This window comes from Pseudomonas sp. Con_6 (assembly GCF_059379395.1).
This window is the reverse complement of record NZ_CM182011.1, coordinates 730,001-747,029: the sequence shown is the minus strand read 5'-3', so window position 1 is coordinate 747,029 and position 17,029 is coordinate 730,001. Positions and strand designations below refer to the sequence as shown.

12 protein-coding genes, 4 tRNA genes and 2 rRNA genes (1 of these 18 only partly in view) are annotated in these 17,029 nt (G+C 57.8%); all 18 read right to left on the bottom strand.

The features are described from left to right. Positions 1-207 precede the first annotated feature (207 nt). Complete coding sequence (gene rpoC, locus AC5QPF_RS03360) at positions 208-4,407, bottom strand: DNA-directed RNA polymerase subunit beta' (protein ID WP_494962011.1); 4,200 nt, start codon at positions 4,405-4,407, stop codon at positions 208-210. Between the two features lie 65 nt (positions 4,408-4,472). Beyond that, entirely contained in the window at positions 4,473-8,546 is a 4,074-nt protein-coding gene (gene rpoB / locus AC5QPF_RS03355) for a DNA-directed RNA polymerase subunit beta (RefSeq protein WP_494962010.1), read from the bottom strand. A gap of 218 nt (positions 8,547-8,764) precedes the next feature. Continuing rightward, positions 8,765-9,130 carry a 50S ribosomal protein L7/L12 gene (rplL, locus tag AC5QPF_RS03350; RefSeq protein WP_494962009.1) on the bottom strand — a complete coding sequence of 122 codons (366 nt, stop codon included), beginning with the start codon at positions 9,128-9,130 and terminating at the stop codon, positions 8,765-8,767. Positions 9,131-9,206: 76 nt separating this feature from the next. Next, positions 9,207-9,707 (bottom strand): 50S ribosomal protein L10, encoded by a 501-nt coding sequence (gene rplJ, locus AC5QPF_RS03345; RefSeq protein WP_023628748.1) that lies wholly within the window; start codon positions 9,705-9,707, stop codon positions 9,207-9,209. Positions 9,708-9,905: 198 nt separating this feature from the next. After that, positions 9,906-10,601, bottom strand: a complete 696-nt coding sequence (gene rplA / locus AC5QPF_RS03340; RefSeq protein ID WP_494962008.1) for a 50S ribosomal protein L1 — start codon at positions 10,599-10,601, stop codon at positions 9,906-9,908. Continuing rightward, the gene (rplK, locus tag AC5QPF_RS03335; protein ID WP_009397375.1) at positions 10,601-11,032 is read right to left on the bottom strand and encodes a 50S ribosomal protein L11; all 432 of its coding nucleotides are present in this window, start codon (positions 11,030-11,032) and stop codon (positions 10,601-10,603) included. The genes rplA and rplK overlap by 1 nt, the downstream gene beginning before the upstream one ends. A gap of 117 nt (positions 11,033-11,149) precedes the next feature. Then, positions 11,150-11,683 carry a transcription termination/antitermination protein NusG gene (gene nusG / locus AC5QPF_RS03330; RefSeq protein WP_042123502.1) on the bottom strand — a complete coding sequence of 178 codons (534 nt, stop codon included), beginning with the start codon at positions 11,681-11,683 and terminating at the stop codon, positions 11,150-11,152. 9 nt (positions 11,684-11,692) lie between these two features. Beyond that, positions 11,693-12,061, bottom strand: coding sequence for a preprotein translocase subunit SecE (gene secE, locus AC5QPF_RS03325; protein ID WP_489021481.1), 369 nt, complete (start codon positions 12,059-12,061; stop codon positions 11,693-11,695). 44 nt (positions 12,062-12,105) lie between these two features. Then, positions 12,106-12,181 (bottom strand) — tRNA-Trp (locus AC5QPF_RS03320). Positions 12,182-12,235: 54 nt separating this feature from the next. Next, the gene (gene tuf, locus AC5QPF_RS03315; RefSeq protein ID WP_494962007.1) at positions 12,236-13,429 is read right to left on the bottom strand and encodes an elongation factor Tu; all 1,194 of its coding nucleotides are present in this window, start codon (positions 13,427-13,429) and stop codon (positions 12,236-12,238) included. Between the two features lie 84 nt (positions 13,430-13,513). Continuing rightward, positions 13,514-13,589 (bottom strand) — tRNA-Thr (locus tag AC5QPF_RS03310). A gap of 27 nt (positions 13,590-13,616) precedes the next feature. Beyond that, positions 13,617-13,690: transfer RNA gene (locus tag AC5QPF_RS03305), tRNA-Gly, on the bottom strand. 23 nt (positions 13,691-13,713) lie between these two features. Further along, a tRNA-Tyr gene (locus tag AC5QPF_RS03300) sits at positions 13,714-13,798 on the bottom strand. A gap of 145 nt (positions 13,799-13,943) precedes the next feature. Next, positions 13,944-14,360: a hypothetical protein gene (locus tag AC5QPF_RS03295; protein ID WP_494962006.1), complete on the bottom strand. Its 417-nt coding sequence runs from the start codon at positions 14,358-14,360 to the stop codon at positions 13,944-13,946. A 7-nt stretch (positions 14,361-14,367) separates the two neighbouring features. Next, positions 14,368-15,114 carry a pantothenate kinase gene (locus AC5QPF_RS03290; protein WP_494962005.1) on the bottom strand — a complete coding sequence of 249 codons (747 nt, stop codon included), beginning with the start codon at positions 15,112-15,114 and terminating at the stop codon, positions 14,368-14,370. Beyond that, the gene (birA, locus tag AC5QPF_RS03285; RefSeq protein WP_494962004.1) at positions 15,104-16,060 is read right to left on the bottom strand and encodes a bifunctional biotin--[acetyl-CoA-carboxylase] ligase/biotin operon repressor BirA; all 957 of its coding nucleotides are present in this window, start codon (positions 16,058-16,060) and stop codon (positions 15,104-15,106) included. Before birA ends, AC5QPF_RS03290 begins: the two co-directional genes overlap by 11 nt. 202 nt (positions 16,061-16,262) lie before the next feature. Further along, positions 16,263-16,378 (bottom strand): 5S ribosomal RNA (gene rrf, locus AC5QPF_RS03280). 142 nt (positions 16,379-16,520) lie between these two features. Further along, a 23S ribosomal RNA gene (locus AC5QPF_RS03275) occupies positions 16,521-17,029 on the bottom strand (it continues 2,382 nt past the right edge of the window).

The window sequence follows — 17,029 nt, the reverse complement described above, 5'->3', positions numbered from 1 at the left end:
AGCTCCACTGATTGTCTTGCGACGCTATTGTCTTGCAAGAAAAGCAAAAATTGGCAGGACAGAGCCCTACCAAATTTAGGGGTACAAGAGTCTAAAGAGGATCTTGTACGCAGTCAAGACGAAGCCCCGGCTCGCCCTCCCCGGTCATCGGCGACAAATCATGTCGCCGAATTTCGGAGAAGTTGTGCCGGGGCTTCACCCAGTCTGTCAGTTGCCGCTGGAGTTCAGCGCTTCGGTCAGTGCGGCTTCCACCTCACTGGCACTTACGCGCAGCGGCTTGTCGGCATCACGGCGACGCTTGCGCTCGCTGTGGTAAGCCAGACCGGTACCGGCCGGGATCAGGCGACCCACGACCACGTTCTCTTTCAGGCCGCGCAGGTAGTCGCGCTTGCCGGTTACCGCCGCTTCGGTCAGAACACGGGTGGTCTCCTGGAAGGAGGCCGCCGAGATGAACGACTCGGTGGACAGCGAGGCCTTGGTGATACCGAGCAGTACGCGCGAGAACTTCGACACGAACTTGTCTTCGGTAGCCAGGCGCTCGTTTTCGACCAGCACCTGGGTCAGCTCCATCTGGTCGCCCTTGATGAAGCTGGAGTCACCGGACTCGGTGATTTCAACTTTACGCAGCATCTGACGCAGGATGGTCTCGATGTGCTTGTCGTTGATCTTCACGCCCTGCAGACGGTAAACGTCTTGGATCTCGTTGACGATGTACTTCGCCAGCGCGCTCACACCCAGCAGACGCAGGATGTCGTGCGGATCGCTCGGGCCGTCGGAGATGACTTCACCGCGGTTCACTTGTTCGCCTTCGAAGACGTTCAGGTGACGCCACTTCGGAATCAGCTCCTCGTACGGATCGCTACCGTCGTTCGGGGTGATGACCAGACGGCGCTTGCCCTTGGTCTCTTTACCGAATGCGATGGTACCGCTGACTTCCGCCAGGATCGACGCTTCCTTCGGACGACGCGCTTCGAACAGGTCGGCAACGCGTGGCAGACCACCGGTGATGTCACGGGTCTTCGACGTTTCTTGCGGGATACGCGCGATAACGTCACCGACGCCGATCTGGGCACCGTCAGCCACACCGACGAGGGCGTTGGCCGGCAGGAAGTACTGGGCCGGTACGTCGGTACCTGGCAGCAGCAGATCCTTGCCGTTGGCATCGACCATCTTGATTGCCGGACGGATTTCCTTGCCTGCGGCAGGGCGATCCTTGACGTCCAGAACCTCGATGTTGGTCAGACCAGTCAGTTCGTCGGTCTGGCGCTTGATCGTGATGCCTTCTTCCATGCCCACGAAGGTCACGGTACCTTTCATTTCGGTAACGATCGGGTGGGTGTGTGGGTCCCACTTGGCAACGATGGCGCCAGCGTCGACCTTCTCACCTTCCTTGACCGAAATCACCGCACCGTAAGGCAGCTTGTAGCGCTCGCGCTCACGACCGAATTCGTCGGCAATGGCCAGCTCGCCGGAACGCGATACCGCGACAAGGTTGCCGTCGGCGCGCTCGACCTGCTTCAGGTTGTGCAGACGGACCATACCGCCGTTCTTCACCTGGACGCTGTCGGCAGCCGAGGTCCGGCTTGCAGCACCACCGATGTGGAACGTACGCATGGTCAGCTGGGTACCCGGCTCACCGATCGACTGTGCAGCGATAACGCCGACAGCTTCACCGATGTTCACCTGGTGACCACGAGCCAGGTCACGACCGTAGCACTTGGCGCAGATGCCGTATCGGGTTTCGCAGCTGATCGGCGAACGCACGATCACTTCGTCGATGCTGTTCAGCTCGATGAACTCGACCCACTTCTCGTCGACCAGGGTACCGGCCGGAACGATCACGTCGTCGGTGCCAGGCTTGAACACGTCACGGGCAATCACACGACCCAGTACACGCTCACCCAGCGGCTCTACAACGTCGCCGCCTTCGATGTGCGGGGTCATCAGCAGACCCTGCTCGGTGCCGCAGTCGATCTCGGTCACGACCAGGTCCTGGGCAACGTCTACCAGACGACGGGTCAGGTAACCGGAGTTCGCGGTCTTCAACGCGGTATCCGCCAGACCTTTACGAGCACCGTGAGTCGAGATGAAGTACTGGAGTACGCTCAGACCTTCACGGAAGTTCGCGGTGATCGGCGTCTCGATGATGGAGCCGTCCGGCTTCGCCATCAGACCACGCATACCGGCCAACTGACGAATCTGGGCAGCCGAACCCCGGGCACCGGAGTCAGCCATCATGTACATGGAGTTGAAGGACTCCTGCTCGACTTCCTTGCCCTCGCGGTCGATAACCTTCTCTTTCGAGAGGTTGGCCATCATCGCCTTGGACACTTCGTCGTTCGCCTTCGACCACAAGTCGATGACCTTGTTGTACTTCTCGCCCTGGGTTACCAGGCCGGAGGCGTACTGGCTCTCGATTTCCTTCACTTCGTCGGTAGCGGTACCGATGATGCGGGCTTTCTCGTCCGGGATAACGAAGTCGTTAACACCGATCGAAACGCCGGAAATGGTCGAATAGGCAAAACCGGTGTACATCAGCTGGTCAGCGAAGATCACGGTCTCTTTCAGACCAACCACGCGGTAGCACTGGTTGATCAGCTTGGAGATCGCCTTCTTCTTCATAGGCTGGTTGACCACGTCGTACGACAGGCCGGCCGGCACTACCTGGAACAGCAGGGCACGGCCGACGGTGGTGTCGACGATGCGGGTGTTCTTGACGCTGTTGCCATCACGGTCGTTCACGGTTTCGTTGATACGAACCTTGATCTTCGCGTGCAGGGCGGCTTCGCCGGCGCGGAATACGCGGTCGACTTCCTGCAGGTCGGCGAACACACGACCTTCGCCCTTGGCGTTGATGGCTTCACGGGTCATGTAGTACAGACCCAGTACCACGTCCTGCGACGGAACGATGATCGGCTCACCGTTGGCTGGCGACAGGATGTTGTTGGTCGACATCATCAGCGCGCGCGCTTCCAGCTGGGCTTCCAGCGTCAGCGGCACGTGAACTGCCATCTGGTCACCGTCGAAGTCGGCGTTGTACGCGGCACAGACCAGCGGGTGCAGCTGGATTGCCTTGCCTTCGATCAGCACCGGCTCGAACGCCTGGATACCCAGACGGTGAAGGGTCGGTGCACGGTTGAGCAGTACGGGGTGTTCGCGAATCACTTCGGCGAGAACGTCCCACACCTCTGGCAGCTCGCGCTCGACCATCTTCTTGGCCGCCTTGATGGTGGTCGCCAGGCCACGCATTTCCAGCTTGCCGAAAATGAACGGTTTGAACAGCTCGAGAGCCATCTTCTTCGGCAGACCGCACTGGTGCAGACGCAGGGTCGGACCTACGGTAATTACCGAACGGCCAGAGTAGTCAACACGCTTACCGAGCAAGTTCTGACGGAAACGACCCTGTTTACCCTTGATCATGTCGGCCAGGGATTTCAGAGGACGCTTGTTCGAACCAGTGATTGCACGACCACGGCGACCGTTGTCGAGCAGGGCGTCGACCGCTTCCTGCAGCATGCGCTTTTCGTTGCGCACGATGATGTCCGGCGCAGACAGGTCGAGCAGGCGCTTCAGACGGTTGTTACGGTTGATCACCCGACGATACAGGTCGTTCAGGTCGGAAGTCGCGAAGCGACCGCCATCCAGCGGAACCAGAGGACGCAGGTCTGGCGGCAGAACCGGCAGAACGGTCAGGACCATCCACTCAGGCAGGTTGCCAGAACCCTGGAAGGCCTCCATCAGTTTCAGACGCTTGGACAGCTTCTTGATCTTGGTTTCCGAGTTGGTCTGCGGAATTTCCTCGCGCAGGCGGCCAATCTCGTGCTCCAGGTCGATAGCGTGCAGCAGCTCGCGGACAGCCTCGGCACCCATGCGGGCGTCGAAATCGTCACCGAACTCTTCCAGCGCTTCGAAGTACTGCTCGTCGTTCAGCAGTTGGCCTTTTTCCAGGGTGGTCATGCCCGGGTCGATAACGACATAGCTCTCGAAGTAGAGAACGCGCTCGATATCACGCAGGGTCATGTCCATCAGCAGGCCGATACGGGACGGCAGGGACTTCAGGAACCAGATGTGGGCAACCGGCGAAGCCAGCTCGATGTGCGCCATGCGCTCACGACGAACCTTGGCCAGGGCGACTTCGACGCCGCACTTCTCGCAGATCACACCGCGGTGTTTCAGGCGCTTGTACTTACCGCACAGGCACTCGTAGTCCTTGACTGGGCCAAAGATCTTGGCGCAGAACAGGCCGTCACGCTCAGGCTTGAACGTACGGTAGTTGATGGTTTCCGGCTTTTTAACTTCACCGAACGACCACGAACGGATCATCTCAGGCGAGGCCAGTCCGATACGGATGGCGTCGAACTCTTCGACTTGACCCTGGTTTTTCAGCAAATTCAGTAGGTCTTTCAAGGCCTTTCCTCCTGGCGGAGCAGGGAGCGCGCTGTATCAGCCGCGCTCCCGATTCGCGTCACGTGTTATTCGGTTTCCAGATCGATATCGATACCGAGCGAACGGATCTCTTTGATCAACACGTTGAAGGACTCGGGCATGCCCGGCTCCATACGGTGATCGCCGTCCACGATGTTCTTGTACATCTTGGTACGGCCGTTCACGTCGTCCGACTTCACTGTGAGCATTTCTTGCAGGGTGTATGCCGCGCCGTATGCTTCCAGCGCCCACACTTCCATCTCCCCGAAACGCTGACCACCGAACTGCGCCTTACCACCCAGCGGCTGCTGGGTAACCAGGCTGTAAGAACCAGTGGAACGCGCGTGCATCTTGTCGTCCACCAAGTGGTTCAGCTTGAGCATGTACATGTAACCAACGGTCACTGGACGCTCGAACTTGTTGCCGGTACGGCCGTCGAACAGCTCCATCTGGCCGCTTTCCGGCATGTCTGCCAGTTTCAGCATGGCCTTGATTTCGCGCTCCTTGGCACCGTCGAAGACCGGGGTGGCCATCGGCACGCCCTTCTTCAGGTTGTTCGCCAGCTCGAAGATCTCCTGGTCGGTGAACGACTCCAGGCTCTCCTGACGACCACCGATCTCGTTGTAGACCTCGGTCAGGAAGCCACGCAGTTCCGCGGCCTTGCGCTGCTCTTCGAGCATGCGGTTGATCTTCTCGCCCAGCCCCTTGGCCGCCAGGCCCAGGTGGGTTTCGAGGATCTGGCCAACGTTCATACGCGAAGGTACGCCCAGCGGGTTCAGTACGACGTCGACCGGAGTACCGTTGGCGTCGTGCGGCATGTCTTCGACCGGCATGATCACCGAGACCACACCCTTGTTACCGTGACGACCGGCCATCTTGTCGCCCGGCTGGATGCGACGGCGGATTGCCAGGTAGACCTTGACGATCTTCAGTACGCCCGGTGCCAGGTCATCGCCCTGCTGCAGCTTGCGCTTCTTGTCTTCGAACTTGTCGTCCAGCAGACGGCGACGGTCGACGATGTACTGCTGAGCCTTTTCCAACTGCTCGTTCAGTGCATCTTCAGCCATGCGCAGTTTAAACCACTGGCCGTGCTCCAGACCGTTCAGGACTTCGTCGTCGATCACGGTGCCTTTTTTCAGGCCCGCGCCACCGTCGACCACCTGGCCGTTCAGAGCCGAACGCAGACGCTCGAAGGTCGCGCCTTCGACGATGCGGAACTCTTCGTTGAGGTCCTTGCGGATCTCGTCCAGTTGCATCTTCTCGATGGACAGCGCGCGGCTGTCGCGCTCGACGCCATCACGAGTGAAGACCTGTACGTCGATGACGGTACCCTTGGTGCCGGTTGGCACGCGCAGGGAAGTGTCCTTCACGTCGCTGGCCTTCTCACCGAAGATCGCGCGCAGCAGCTTCTCTTCCGGAGTCAGCTGGGTTTCGCCTTTAGGCGTGACCTTGCCGACCAGGATGTCACCCGCGCCGACTTCGGCACCCACGTAGACGATACCGGCTTCATCCAGCTTGTTCAGCGCAGCCTCACCCACGTTCGGAATGTCCGCGGTGATTTCCTCTGGGCCAAGCTTGGTATCACGAGCCACACAGGTCAGCTCCTGGATGTGGATCGTGGTGAAGCGGTCTTCCTGAACCACACGCTCGGACAGACAGATGGAGTCTTCGAAGTTGAAGCCGTTCCACGCCATGAACGCGATGCGCATGTTCTGGCCCAGTGCCAGTTCACCCATGTCGGTGGACGGGCCGTCGGCCATGATGTCACCGCGCTGAACCACGTCACCTTTATTCACCAGCGGACGCTGGTTGATGCAGGTGTTCTGGTTGGAGCGGGTGTACTTGGTCAGGTTGTAGATGTCAACACCGGCCTCACCGGTTTCGACTTCGTCGTCGGCTACGCGAACGACGATACGGCTGGCATCGACGGAGTCGATCACGCCGCCACGACGAGCCACGACGCAGACGCCGGAGTCACGGGCAACGTTGCGCTCCATGCCGGTACCTACCAGCGGCTTGTCGGCACGCAGGGTCGGTACAGCCTGACGCTGCATGTTCGAACCCATCAACGCACGGTTGGCGTCGTCGTGCTCGAGGAACGGAATCAGCGACGCCGCGACCGAAACTACCTGCTTCGGCGAAACGTCCATCAGGGTCACGTCTTCCGGTGCCTTGACGGTGAATTCGTTCAGGTGACGCACCGCAACCAGCTCGTCGATCAACTGCTTCTTCTCGTTCATTGCAGCCGAAGCCTGTGCAATGACGTGATCCGCTTCTTCGATCGCCGACAGGAACACGATGTCGTCGGTGACCACACCCTCTTTCACCACGCGGTACGGGCTTTCCAGGAAGCCGTACTGGTTGGTACGGGCATAGGCCGCCAGGGAGTTGATCAGACCGATGTTCGGACCTTCAGGGGTCTCGATCGGGCAGACGCGACCGTAGTGGGTCGGGTGTACGTCACGGACTTCGAAGCCGGCGCGCTCACGGGTCAGACCACCTGGGCCGAGTGCGGAGACACGACGCTTGTGGGTGATCTCGGAGAGCGGGTTGTTCTGGTCCATGAACTGCGAGAGCTGGCTGGAGCCGAAGAACTCTTTCACCGCCGCCGCAACCGGCTTGGCGTTGATCAGGTCCTGTGGCATCAGGCCTTCGCTTTCGGCCATCGACAGACGTTCCTTGACCGCGCGCTCTACACGCACCAGGCCAACGCGGAACTGGTTCTCGGCCATCTCGCCGACGCAACGGACGCGACGGTTACCCAGGTGGTCGATGTCGTCGACGATACCTTTGCCGTTACGGATGTCGACCAGGGTCTTCAGGACCTCGACGATATCTTCCTTGCTCAGCACGCCCGAACCTTCGATCTCGGTACGACCGATACGACGATTGAACTTCATGCGGCCGACGGCGGACAGATCGTAACGCTCGGCGCTGAAGAACAGGTTGTTGAACAGGGTCTCGGCGGCATCCTTGGTTGGCGGCTCGCCAGGACGCATCATGCGATAGATCTCGACCAGCGCCTCCAGTTGGTTGCTGGTGGAGTCGATCTTCAGGGTATCCGAGATGAACGGACCGCAGTCGATGTCGTTGGTGTACAGGGTCTCGATGCGGACAACCTGGGCCTTGGCGATCTTGATCAGCAGGTCGGTGGTCAGCTCGGTGTTGCATTCAGCCAGGATCTCGCCGGTAGCCGGGTGCACGATGGCCTTGGCAGTGGTGCGGCCGAGGACGTATTCCATTGGAACGTCCAGCTGCTTGACGCCAGCCTTTTCGATCTGGTTGATGTGACGCGCAGTGATACGACGACCCTGCTCGACGATGACCTTGCCGGTCTCGTCCTGGATGTCCATCACCGCGACTTCACCACGCAGACGCTGCGGAACCAGTTCAAGGCTCAGCTTCTGGTCACCCAGGTGGAAGACGTTGGTGGTGTAGAAGGCGTTCAGAACCTCTTCGGTGCTGTAGCCCAGCGCGCGCAGCAGAACCGAGGCCGGCAGCTTGCGGCGACGGTCGATACGGACGAATACGCAATCTTTCGGGTCGAACTCGAAGTCCAGCCACGAACCGCGGTAAGGAATGATACGCGCCGAGTACAGCAATTTGCCGGAACTGTGGGTCTTGCCACGATCGTGGTCGAAGAACACACCTGGCGAGCGGTGCAACTGGGAAACGATCACACGTTCGGTACCATTGATTACGAAGGTACCGTTTTCAGTCATCAGGGGAATTTCACCCATGTAGACTTCTTGCTCTTTGATGTCCTTGATCGCTTTGTTCGACGATTCTTTGTCGAAAATGATCAGGCGCACTTTTACCCGCAGCGGAACGGCATAGGTCACGCCACGCAGTACGCACTCTTTGACATCAAACGCCGGCTCGCCCAGACGATAGCCAACGTACTCCAGGGCAGCATTGCCGGAGTAGCTGATGATCGGGAAAACCGACTTGAAGGCCGCATGCAGGCCGACGTCGCGGAACTGATCCTTGGTCGCTCCCGCCTGCAGGAATTCACGATAAGAATCCAGCTGGATGGCCAGGAGGTAAGGCACATCCATGACGTCCGGCAACTTGCTAAAGTCCTTGCGGATACGTTTTTTCTCAGTGTATGAGTAAGCCATCAGCGTTCCCCAGCTTGGTCACCTGCTTGTTTGGCTCCTCCCGGCGGGAGCAGCCAGAAAATCGTGCAAACCCCTTGGTTTGCGCCACCGTTCGTGGTGGATACCGCTCGTCACTGGTGACGGCACGGCCGACTACCAATAACGGAAAAAGGCCGGTGGCCATAGCCACCAGCCTCAGCCGTTCGCTTAACGCTCGGGCTGGAGTCGCAAGGTCGAAATTACTTGACTTCGACTTTAGCGCCTGCTTCTTCCAGCTTCTTCTTCGCGTCTTCAGCGGCTTCTTTCGAAACGCCTTCCAGCAGAGTTTGAGGAGCGCCGTCGACTTTCTCTTTGGCTTCCTTCAGACCCAGACCGGTCATTTCACGAACAGCCTTGATCACGTTGACTTTCTTGTCGCCAGCTTCGGTCAGAACAACGTTGAACTCGGTTTGTTCTTCAACAACGGCAGCGGCAGCAGCTGGGCCAGCAGCGGCAACAGCAGCGGTAACGCCGAAGGTTTCTTCCATTGCCTTGATCAGCTCAACAATTTCCAGAACGGTTTTCTGGCCGATTGCTTCGATGATTTGTTCGTTAGTCAGAGACATGACTTCAATCCTGTATTGGGGTGACAGCTACGCAGCCATCAAATTAAACGTATGAGTTGAAAGGAGTTTCCGCGCCTTAGGCAGCGGTAGCTTCTTTCTGGTCGCGAATGGCTGCCAGGGTGCGGGCCAGCTTGCTGGTGGCGCCTTGGATAACGCTCATCAGCTTCGCGATGGCTTCGTCGCGGGTCGGCAGGGTAGCCAACACGTCGATCTGGTTAGCGGCAATGAATTTGCCGTCAAACGCAGCTGCCTTGATCTCGAACTTGTCCTGACCCTTGGCGAACTCTTTGAACAGACGGGCGGCTGCGCCCGGGTGCTCGTTGGAGAAAGCGATCAGGGTCGGGCCGGTGAAGGCGTCGTTGAGGACACTGAATTCAGTGTCAGCAACAGCGCGCTTGAGCAGGGTGTTACGTACGACACGTACGTAAACGCCAGCTTCACGAGCCTCTTTACGGAGTCCGGTCATTGCGCCTACAGTCACACCACGGGCATCAGCCACGACAGCGGACAGAGCGACTTTGGCAGCCTCGTTGACTTCAGCGACGATGGCCTTCTTGTCTTCGAGTTTAATTGCCACGGGTTTACTCCTGGTTTCTACCGTTTCATCCAGCCGAGACCGGATGTCGTTTTGGTGTCTGATTCGATAACGAATCGGGAGCACCATCTGCGTAGGCTTGAGGTTTAAGGCTTGCGCCGCCTACGGTCTTGGATAGCCCCCGCCAGGCAGGGACCCCAATTTTTTAAACGATGAGGCGATTGCTCGCCCCGCCGCTTCTTAAGCGTTCAGCGAGCTCTGGTCGATGACCAGACCTGGGCCCATGGTGGTGCTCAGGGTAACGCGCTTGACGTAGATACCTTTCGAGGAAGCTGGCTTGATACGCTTCAGGTCAGCGATCAGGGCTTCAACGTTTTCCTTCAGCTTGACGGCTTCGAAGCCGACCTTGCCAACGGAGGTATGAATGATACCGTTTTTGTCGGTGCGATAACGAACCTGACCAGCCTTGGCGTTCTTGACCGCAGTGGCCACGTCAGGAGTCACGGTACCGACTTTCGGGTTAGGCATCAGGCCGCGAGGACCCAGGACCTGACCCAGTTGACCTACAACGCGCATGGCATCCGGGGAGGCGATGACGACGTCATAGTTCAGGTCGCCGCCTTTCATTTCGGCAGCCAGATCGTCCATACCTACGCGGTCAGCGCCGGCAGCCAGAGCGGCTTCAGCAGCTGGACCCTGGGTGAAGACGGCAACACGTACGGTCTTGCCAGTGCCGTGTGGCAGCACGGTAGCGCTACGAACGACCTGGTCGGATTTACGTGGGTCAACGCCGAGGTTGACGGCAACGTCGAAGGACTCGGTGAACTTCACTGCGGACAGTTCAGCCAGCAGGGTTGCTGCTTCTTCGAAGTTGTAGACTTTGCCAGCTTCCAGCTTGGAAGCGATGGCCTTTTGGCGCTTGGTCAGCTTAGCCATTACACACCCTCCACGTTGAGGCCCATGCTGCGAGCAGAACCGGCGATGGTACGCACGGCTGCATCCAGGTCAGCAGCGGTCAGGTCGGCAGACTTGGTCTTGGCGATCTCTTCCAGCTGAGCACGGGTCACAGTACCGACTTTGACGGTGTTCGGACGAGCCGAACCGCTGGTCAGGCCGGCGGCCTTTTTCAGCAGAACCGAAGCAGGGGTGCTTTTGGTTTCGAAAGTGAAGCTGCGGTCACTGTAGACAGTGATGATCACAGGAGTCGGCAGACCTGGCTCTTGACCCTGGGTACGGGCGTTGAAGGCCTTGCAGAATTCCATGATGTTCACACCGTGTTGACCCAGTGCTGGACCAACGGGTGGGCTTGGGTTGGCCTGGCCGGCCTTTACTTGCAGCTTGATGTAAGCCTGAATCTTCTTAGCCATGAGCTACTCCAATATCGGGTACGATCGCCTGGCGGCTCCCCGGTTTACTTGCGTTTTATCCCGGTGACGAAAAAACCCCGCAGCGCAAGGCTGCGGGGTGTGGGATGCTTCGCCCAACTAGACCTTTTCGACCTGGCTGAACTCGAGCTCTACCGGGGTAGAGCGACCGAAAATGAGCACTGCAACCTGCAGACGACTCTTCTCGTAGTTAACCTCTTCGACAGTGCCGTTGAAATCAGCGAACGGACCATCGATAACACGAACCACTTCACCTGGCTCGAACAGGGTTTTCGGCTTCGGCTTGTCGCTGCCGTCAGCCACGCGACGCAGGATAGCATCAGCTTCCTTGTCGGTAATCGGGGCCGGCTTGTCTGCCGTACCGCCAATGAAGCCCATTACACGAGGGGTATCCTTGACCAAGTGCCAAGTCCCTTCGTTCATTTCCATCTGGACCAGCACATAGCCTGGGAAGAACTTGCGCTCGCTTTTGCGCTTCTGGCCATTACGCATTTCAACCACTTCTTCAGTGGGAACCAGAATTTCGCCGAAGCCGTCTTCCATGCCTGCCAGCTTCACGCGCTCGATCAGCGAGCGCATTACATGCTTCTCGTAACCCGAGTAAGCATGCACAACATACCAACGCTTAGCCACAGGACACCCTTAGCCAACAATCAAGGAAATCAACCAGCCGAGCAGGGAATCAAGCCCCCACAACAGCAGCGCCATGACCAGCACCACAACCACAACGATCAACGTGGTCTGGGTAGTCTCCTGGCGGGTTGGCCATACGACCTTACGAATCTCGGTGCGAGCTTCCTTAGCCAGCGCAAAAAACGACTTGCCCTTGACAGTCTGCAGCGCGACGAACGCAGCAGCAGCAGCCAGAACGAGCAGGACGATTACGCGATACAGGATTGGCGACGCAGAGTAATACTGGTTACCAACAACCCCTACAACTACCAAAGCAACAACAGCAAGCCACTTGAGCAGATCAAAGCGAGAGTCTTGGGCTTCAGACTTGGAAGTCATACGGAAGGATCCTGTGAAAAGAAAGCCAGATACACGAGAGAATCTGGCAGGTCAGGAGGGAATCGAACCCCCAACCTACGGTTTTGGAGACCGTCGCTCTGCCAATTGAGCTACTGACCTAAAAGCTTAATCAGGCCGGCCACTATACCGGCCTGATAGAGATAAATCAACTACTTATTCGATAATCTTAGCTACGACACCGGCGCCGACGGTACGACCGCCTTCACGAATGGCGAAACGCAGACCTTCTTCCATCGCGATGGTTTTGATCAGGGTAACAGTCATCTGAATGTTATCGCCTGGCATAACCATTTCTACGCCTTCCGGCAGTTCGCAGTTACCGGTCACGTCTGTGGTACGGAAGTAGAACTGTGGACGGTAGCCTTTGAAGAACGGAGTGTGACGACCGCCTTCTTCCTTGCTCAGAACGTAGACTTCTGCGGTGAACTTGGTGTGCGGCTTGACCGAACCTGGCTTGGCCAGAACCTGACCACGCTCAACGTCGTCACGCTTGGTGCCACGCAGCAGAACGCCGCAGTTCTCGCCAGCACGACCTTCGTCCAGCAGCTTGCGGAACATTTCAACGCCGGTGCAGGTAGTCTTGGTGGTGTCACGCAGACCAACGATCTCGACTTCTTCCTGGATGCGGACGATGCCGCGCTCTACACGACCGGTAACAACGGTGCCGCGGCCGGAGATCGAGAACACGTCTTCGATTGGCATCAGGAACGGCTTGTCGATAGCGCGCTCCGGTTGCGGAATGTAGCTGTCCAGGGTCTCGACCAGCTTCTTGACCGCGGTGGTGCCCATCTCGTTGTCGTCTTGGCCGTTCAGGGCCATCAGAGCGGAACCGATGATGATCGGAGTGTCGTCGCCCGGGAAATCGTAGGTGCTCAGCAGGTCACGAACTTCCATCTCGACCAGTTCCAGCAGCTCAGCGTCGTCAACCATGTCAGCCTTGTTCAGGAAGACAACGATGTACGGAACGCCAACCTGACGGGACAGCAGGATGTGCTCACGAGTTTGCGGCATCGGACCATCGGCGGCCGAGCAAACCAGGATCGCGCCGTCCATCTGGGCAGCACCGGTGATCATGTTCTTGACGTAGTCAGCGTGACCTGGGCAGTCAACGTGCGCGTAGTGACGCTCGTTCGAGTCATACTCTACGTGCGCAGTGTTGATGGTGATACCACGAGCCTTCTCTTCTGGAGCCGAGTCGATCTTGTCGAATTCAACACGAGCCGAACCGAAAACCTCGGAGCAAACGCGAGTCAGCGCAGCAGTCAACGTAGTCTTGCCATGGTCAACATGACCAATGGTGCCGACGTTAACGTGCGGCTTGTTACGTTCAAACTTTTCCTTAGCCATCGATACCATCCTCCAACAGAAGAATTAAGCTGCGATACCAACCATTAAAACAAAGGCAGATATTTTCATATCTGCCTTGTTATATGGAGCTCTTGAGCGGATTTGAACCGCTGACCTCACCCTTACCAAGGGTGTGCTCTACCAACTGAGCTACAAGAGCGAAACACTTTTTGCAACAGCCACAATCTGGAGCGGGTAGCGGGAATCGAACCCGCATCATCAGCTTGGAAGGCTGAGGTTCTACCACTAAACTATACCCGCGGAGCTTGCAGCTCTCGCTAAACTGGTGGAGGGGGAAGGATTCGAACCTTCGAAGTCGTAGACGTCAGATTTACAGTCTGATCCCTTTGGCCGCTCGGGAACCCCTCCTGAGCTTGGTCGGCATTCTCTATCTTTGCCGCCCCACTGTCAAGCTTTTTCTCTTTAAAATCTTGAGGTTAGCTTCTTTGACAGCAACTTCGCAGTTCAGCCACTTAGTGGTTATCCCTGTGAAGCGGGCGCCATTCTATGCAAACTATTCGACAGTTGCAATACCCTCGCACTGCATTATTTTACTCTTTAAGTCATTGAAATCACGGGAAAGACTGCTGACCAGGGTTTCGTCCAGCAAACGTCGGCTTTCGGGGCGGATCTGCAACCACCAACCGGGGTTGTCCATCAGCTTTCCCACCACCTTCCTAGAGGCGACATCCAGGGTAATCAGGCGCTGACGCAGCGCCTCGAGGACTTCGGGCGTCGCCAACCCACCCAGGTACAGGCAATCTTTCTCGGGTTTCGCCTGCTTGGCCTCGCTCAGCAACTGGATTTCCTGCTGACTTCCCTTATAGAGAGAAAGCGACTCGACCTCCTTGGCCTTGAGTGGAGCTTCCTGCTGGTGCCAGACGTAATAGAAGACATTCAGCACCAGCAGCAGAAGAAACAACCAACGCATACGCACCTCAGCCCAATGGACAAGCGATGGCAAGCCCAACGAATACCAGATCAGGGACAACCTGGGCCGATGGCACCACCTGGTTCACCAAGGGCGCATCCCCCCCGGTGATGAACAAGGTGAACTCTTCACCCCACAGCGCACGAGCCTGCTCGACCTGAGTCAGGACGAAGCCATGCAGCATCAGCATGCAACCCCGCTCGACCGCCTCGACGGTTGCTCGCCCAGGCGTCAGACTGGACAACGCCTGCTCCGCAGAAGCGTCATCGTAGCGAATCCTTCGTGTATGGGTACGCAGCTGATTACGCATCAGCGGCATACCCGGACATATGAAGCCTCCGAGGTGCTCGCCGTCCGCACTCACGAAGTCGGAAGTCACCGCGGTACCTAGGTCGATCACCACGCAAGCACGCTTGACCAGGTGATAACCACCCAGGAGAGCCAACCAGCGATCGAGCCCCAGCCGCTCGTAATCCTCATAGCCATTGCGAACACCACCGAGCTCGCGTGCAGGCCCAGCCTTTCTCACCTCAAGCGAAAATGTCGCCACCAGAGCATCTACCAACACGCTGGTTTCATTCTCACTCCGTACGCTCACCAGACGGCAGAATTCTGGAGCCAGGCCAGTAGCTTCGATCGCCAGAAGCAATGCTTTGTCCGAATCGACTACGCCACCCGCCATGACGGCGGCGTCAGCACGGCGAATGATCCGCCACTTGATGAAACTGTTCCCACAATCGAGCTCAAGAATCATTGCGCAACCTCAAACTGAGCTCTCCACCACTAAAACTTTTTTCCACACCATTCACATCGAGTCGCAACGCGCCCTGGCGATCGACACCCAGTACCGTCCCATCGATGCTGGTAGAGCCGGCGATCAGAGAGACGGAACGCCCCTGCCAAAGGTGGGCCTGCTCCCACTCATTCTGCAGCGCGGAGAAGCCGTGCTCGCGATGGCGAGCCAGATAATCCCGAAGGTTGTCGCCAAGCAGAGCCGCAAGCTGATTGCGATTAACCAGTTGCCCACTTTCGAGGCGCAACGAGGTCCAGGCCTGATCGATCTCGGCCTCCTGCATATTGACATTAATGCCAATGCCGAGAACGACGTGGCAGACATCTGCCGGATCACCGACCAGTTCCAGGAGAATACCGGCGACCTTACGGTTATCCACAAGCACGTCATTCGGCCACTTCAGGCCCGCCGAGGCAACACCGAGGGAAAGCAACGCCTGCCTTACCGCTAAGCCGACCACCAGGCTCAAGCCTTCAAGCTGGCGCATGCCACCTTCCACGCGCAACACGAGACTGTAATAGAGATTCTGGGCGAACGGGCTCAACCAGGCACGGCCACGACGCCCTCTCCCCGCGCTCTGCCGCTCGGCCAGCACAAGGAATGGCGCGGCCTGGCCGCTAGCGACCAGGCGCAAAGCTTCGGCATTGGTGGAGTCGATTTCGTCGTGGATGAAGGCGGGCCACGAGCCGTTGCTGGTCATCTGGTCGATCTTGTCCGCATCGAGCAGCATCAAGGGCGCCGCCAACCGATAACCACGGCCGCGAACCTTGTACACCGCCAGACCCAGTTCCGACTCAAGGAGCTGCAATTGCTTCCAGACAGCACTGCGACTTACCCCCAACGCAGCCCCCAGGGCTTCACCGGAATGGAATCGACCATCCTTGAGGAGCGTTAACAACTTCAGCATGCGAATCTCGATACACAATGAGGCAGGCATGATAGCCATGCCCGGGGAGATTGCATAGAAAGCAGCATCCCGGCAGCCGCAGATTTGGCGCAGGCGCGGCAACGGATTCGAGCAAGAATCGATCAAAGATTCACGCCGACTTTTTCGAGCGTAAAAGACAAAACCCCTACCTGCTTACGCAGATAGGGGTTTCGGAATTTAATCTTGACGATGACCTACTCTCACATGGAGAAGCTCCACACTACCATCGGCGATGCGTCGTTTCACTGCTGAGTTCGGGATGGGATCAGGTGGTTCCAACGCTCTATGGTCGTCAAGAAATTCTTTGTGCCGTCTCGTCTTTCGACGCCACGACAAATCGGGTATGTGATGTGTGAGTCGCAAATTTTCGGTCATTTCGTCTTCACAACACCGCAATCTGGCGCGCCTTCCGGCTTCACTCAAATTGCTTGGGTGTTATATGGTCAAGCCTCACGGGCAATTAGTATTGGTTAGCTCAACGCCTCACAGCGCTTACACACCCAACCTATCAACGTCGTAGTCTTCGACGGCCCTTCAGGGAGCTCAAGGCTCCAGTGAGATCTCATCTTGAGGCAAGTTTCCCGCTTAGATGCTTTCAGCGGTTATCTCTTCCGAACATAGCTACCCGGCAATGCCACTGGCGTGACAACCGGAACACCAGAGGTTCGTCCACTCCGGTCCTCTCGTACTAGGAGCAGCCCCTCTCAAATCTCAAACGTCCACGGCAGATAGGGACCGAACTGTCTCACGACGTTCTAAACCCAGCTCGCGTACCACTTTAAATGGCGAACAGCCATACCCTTGGGACCGGCTTCAGCCCCAGGATGTGATGAGCCGACATCGAGGTGCCAAACACCGCCGTCGATATGAACTCTTGGGCGGTATCAGCCTGTTATCCCCGGAGTACCTTTTATCCGTTGAGCGATGGCCCTTCCATACAGAACCACC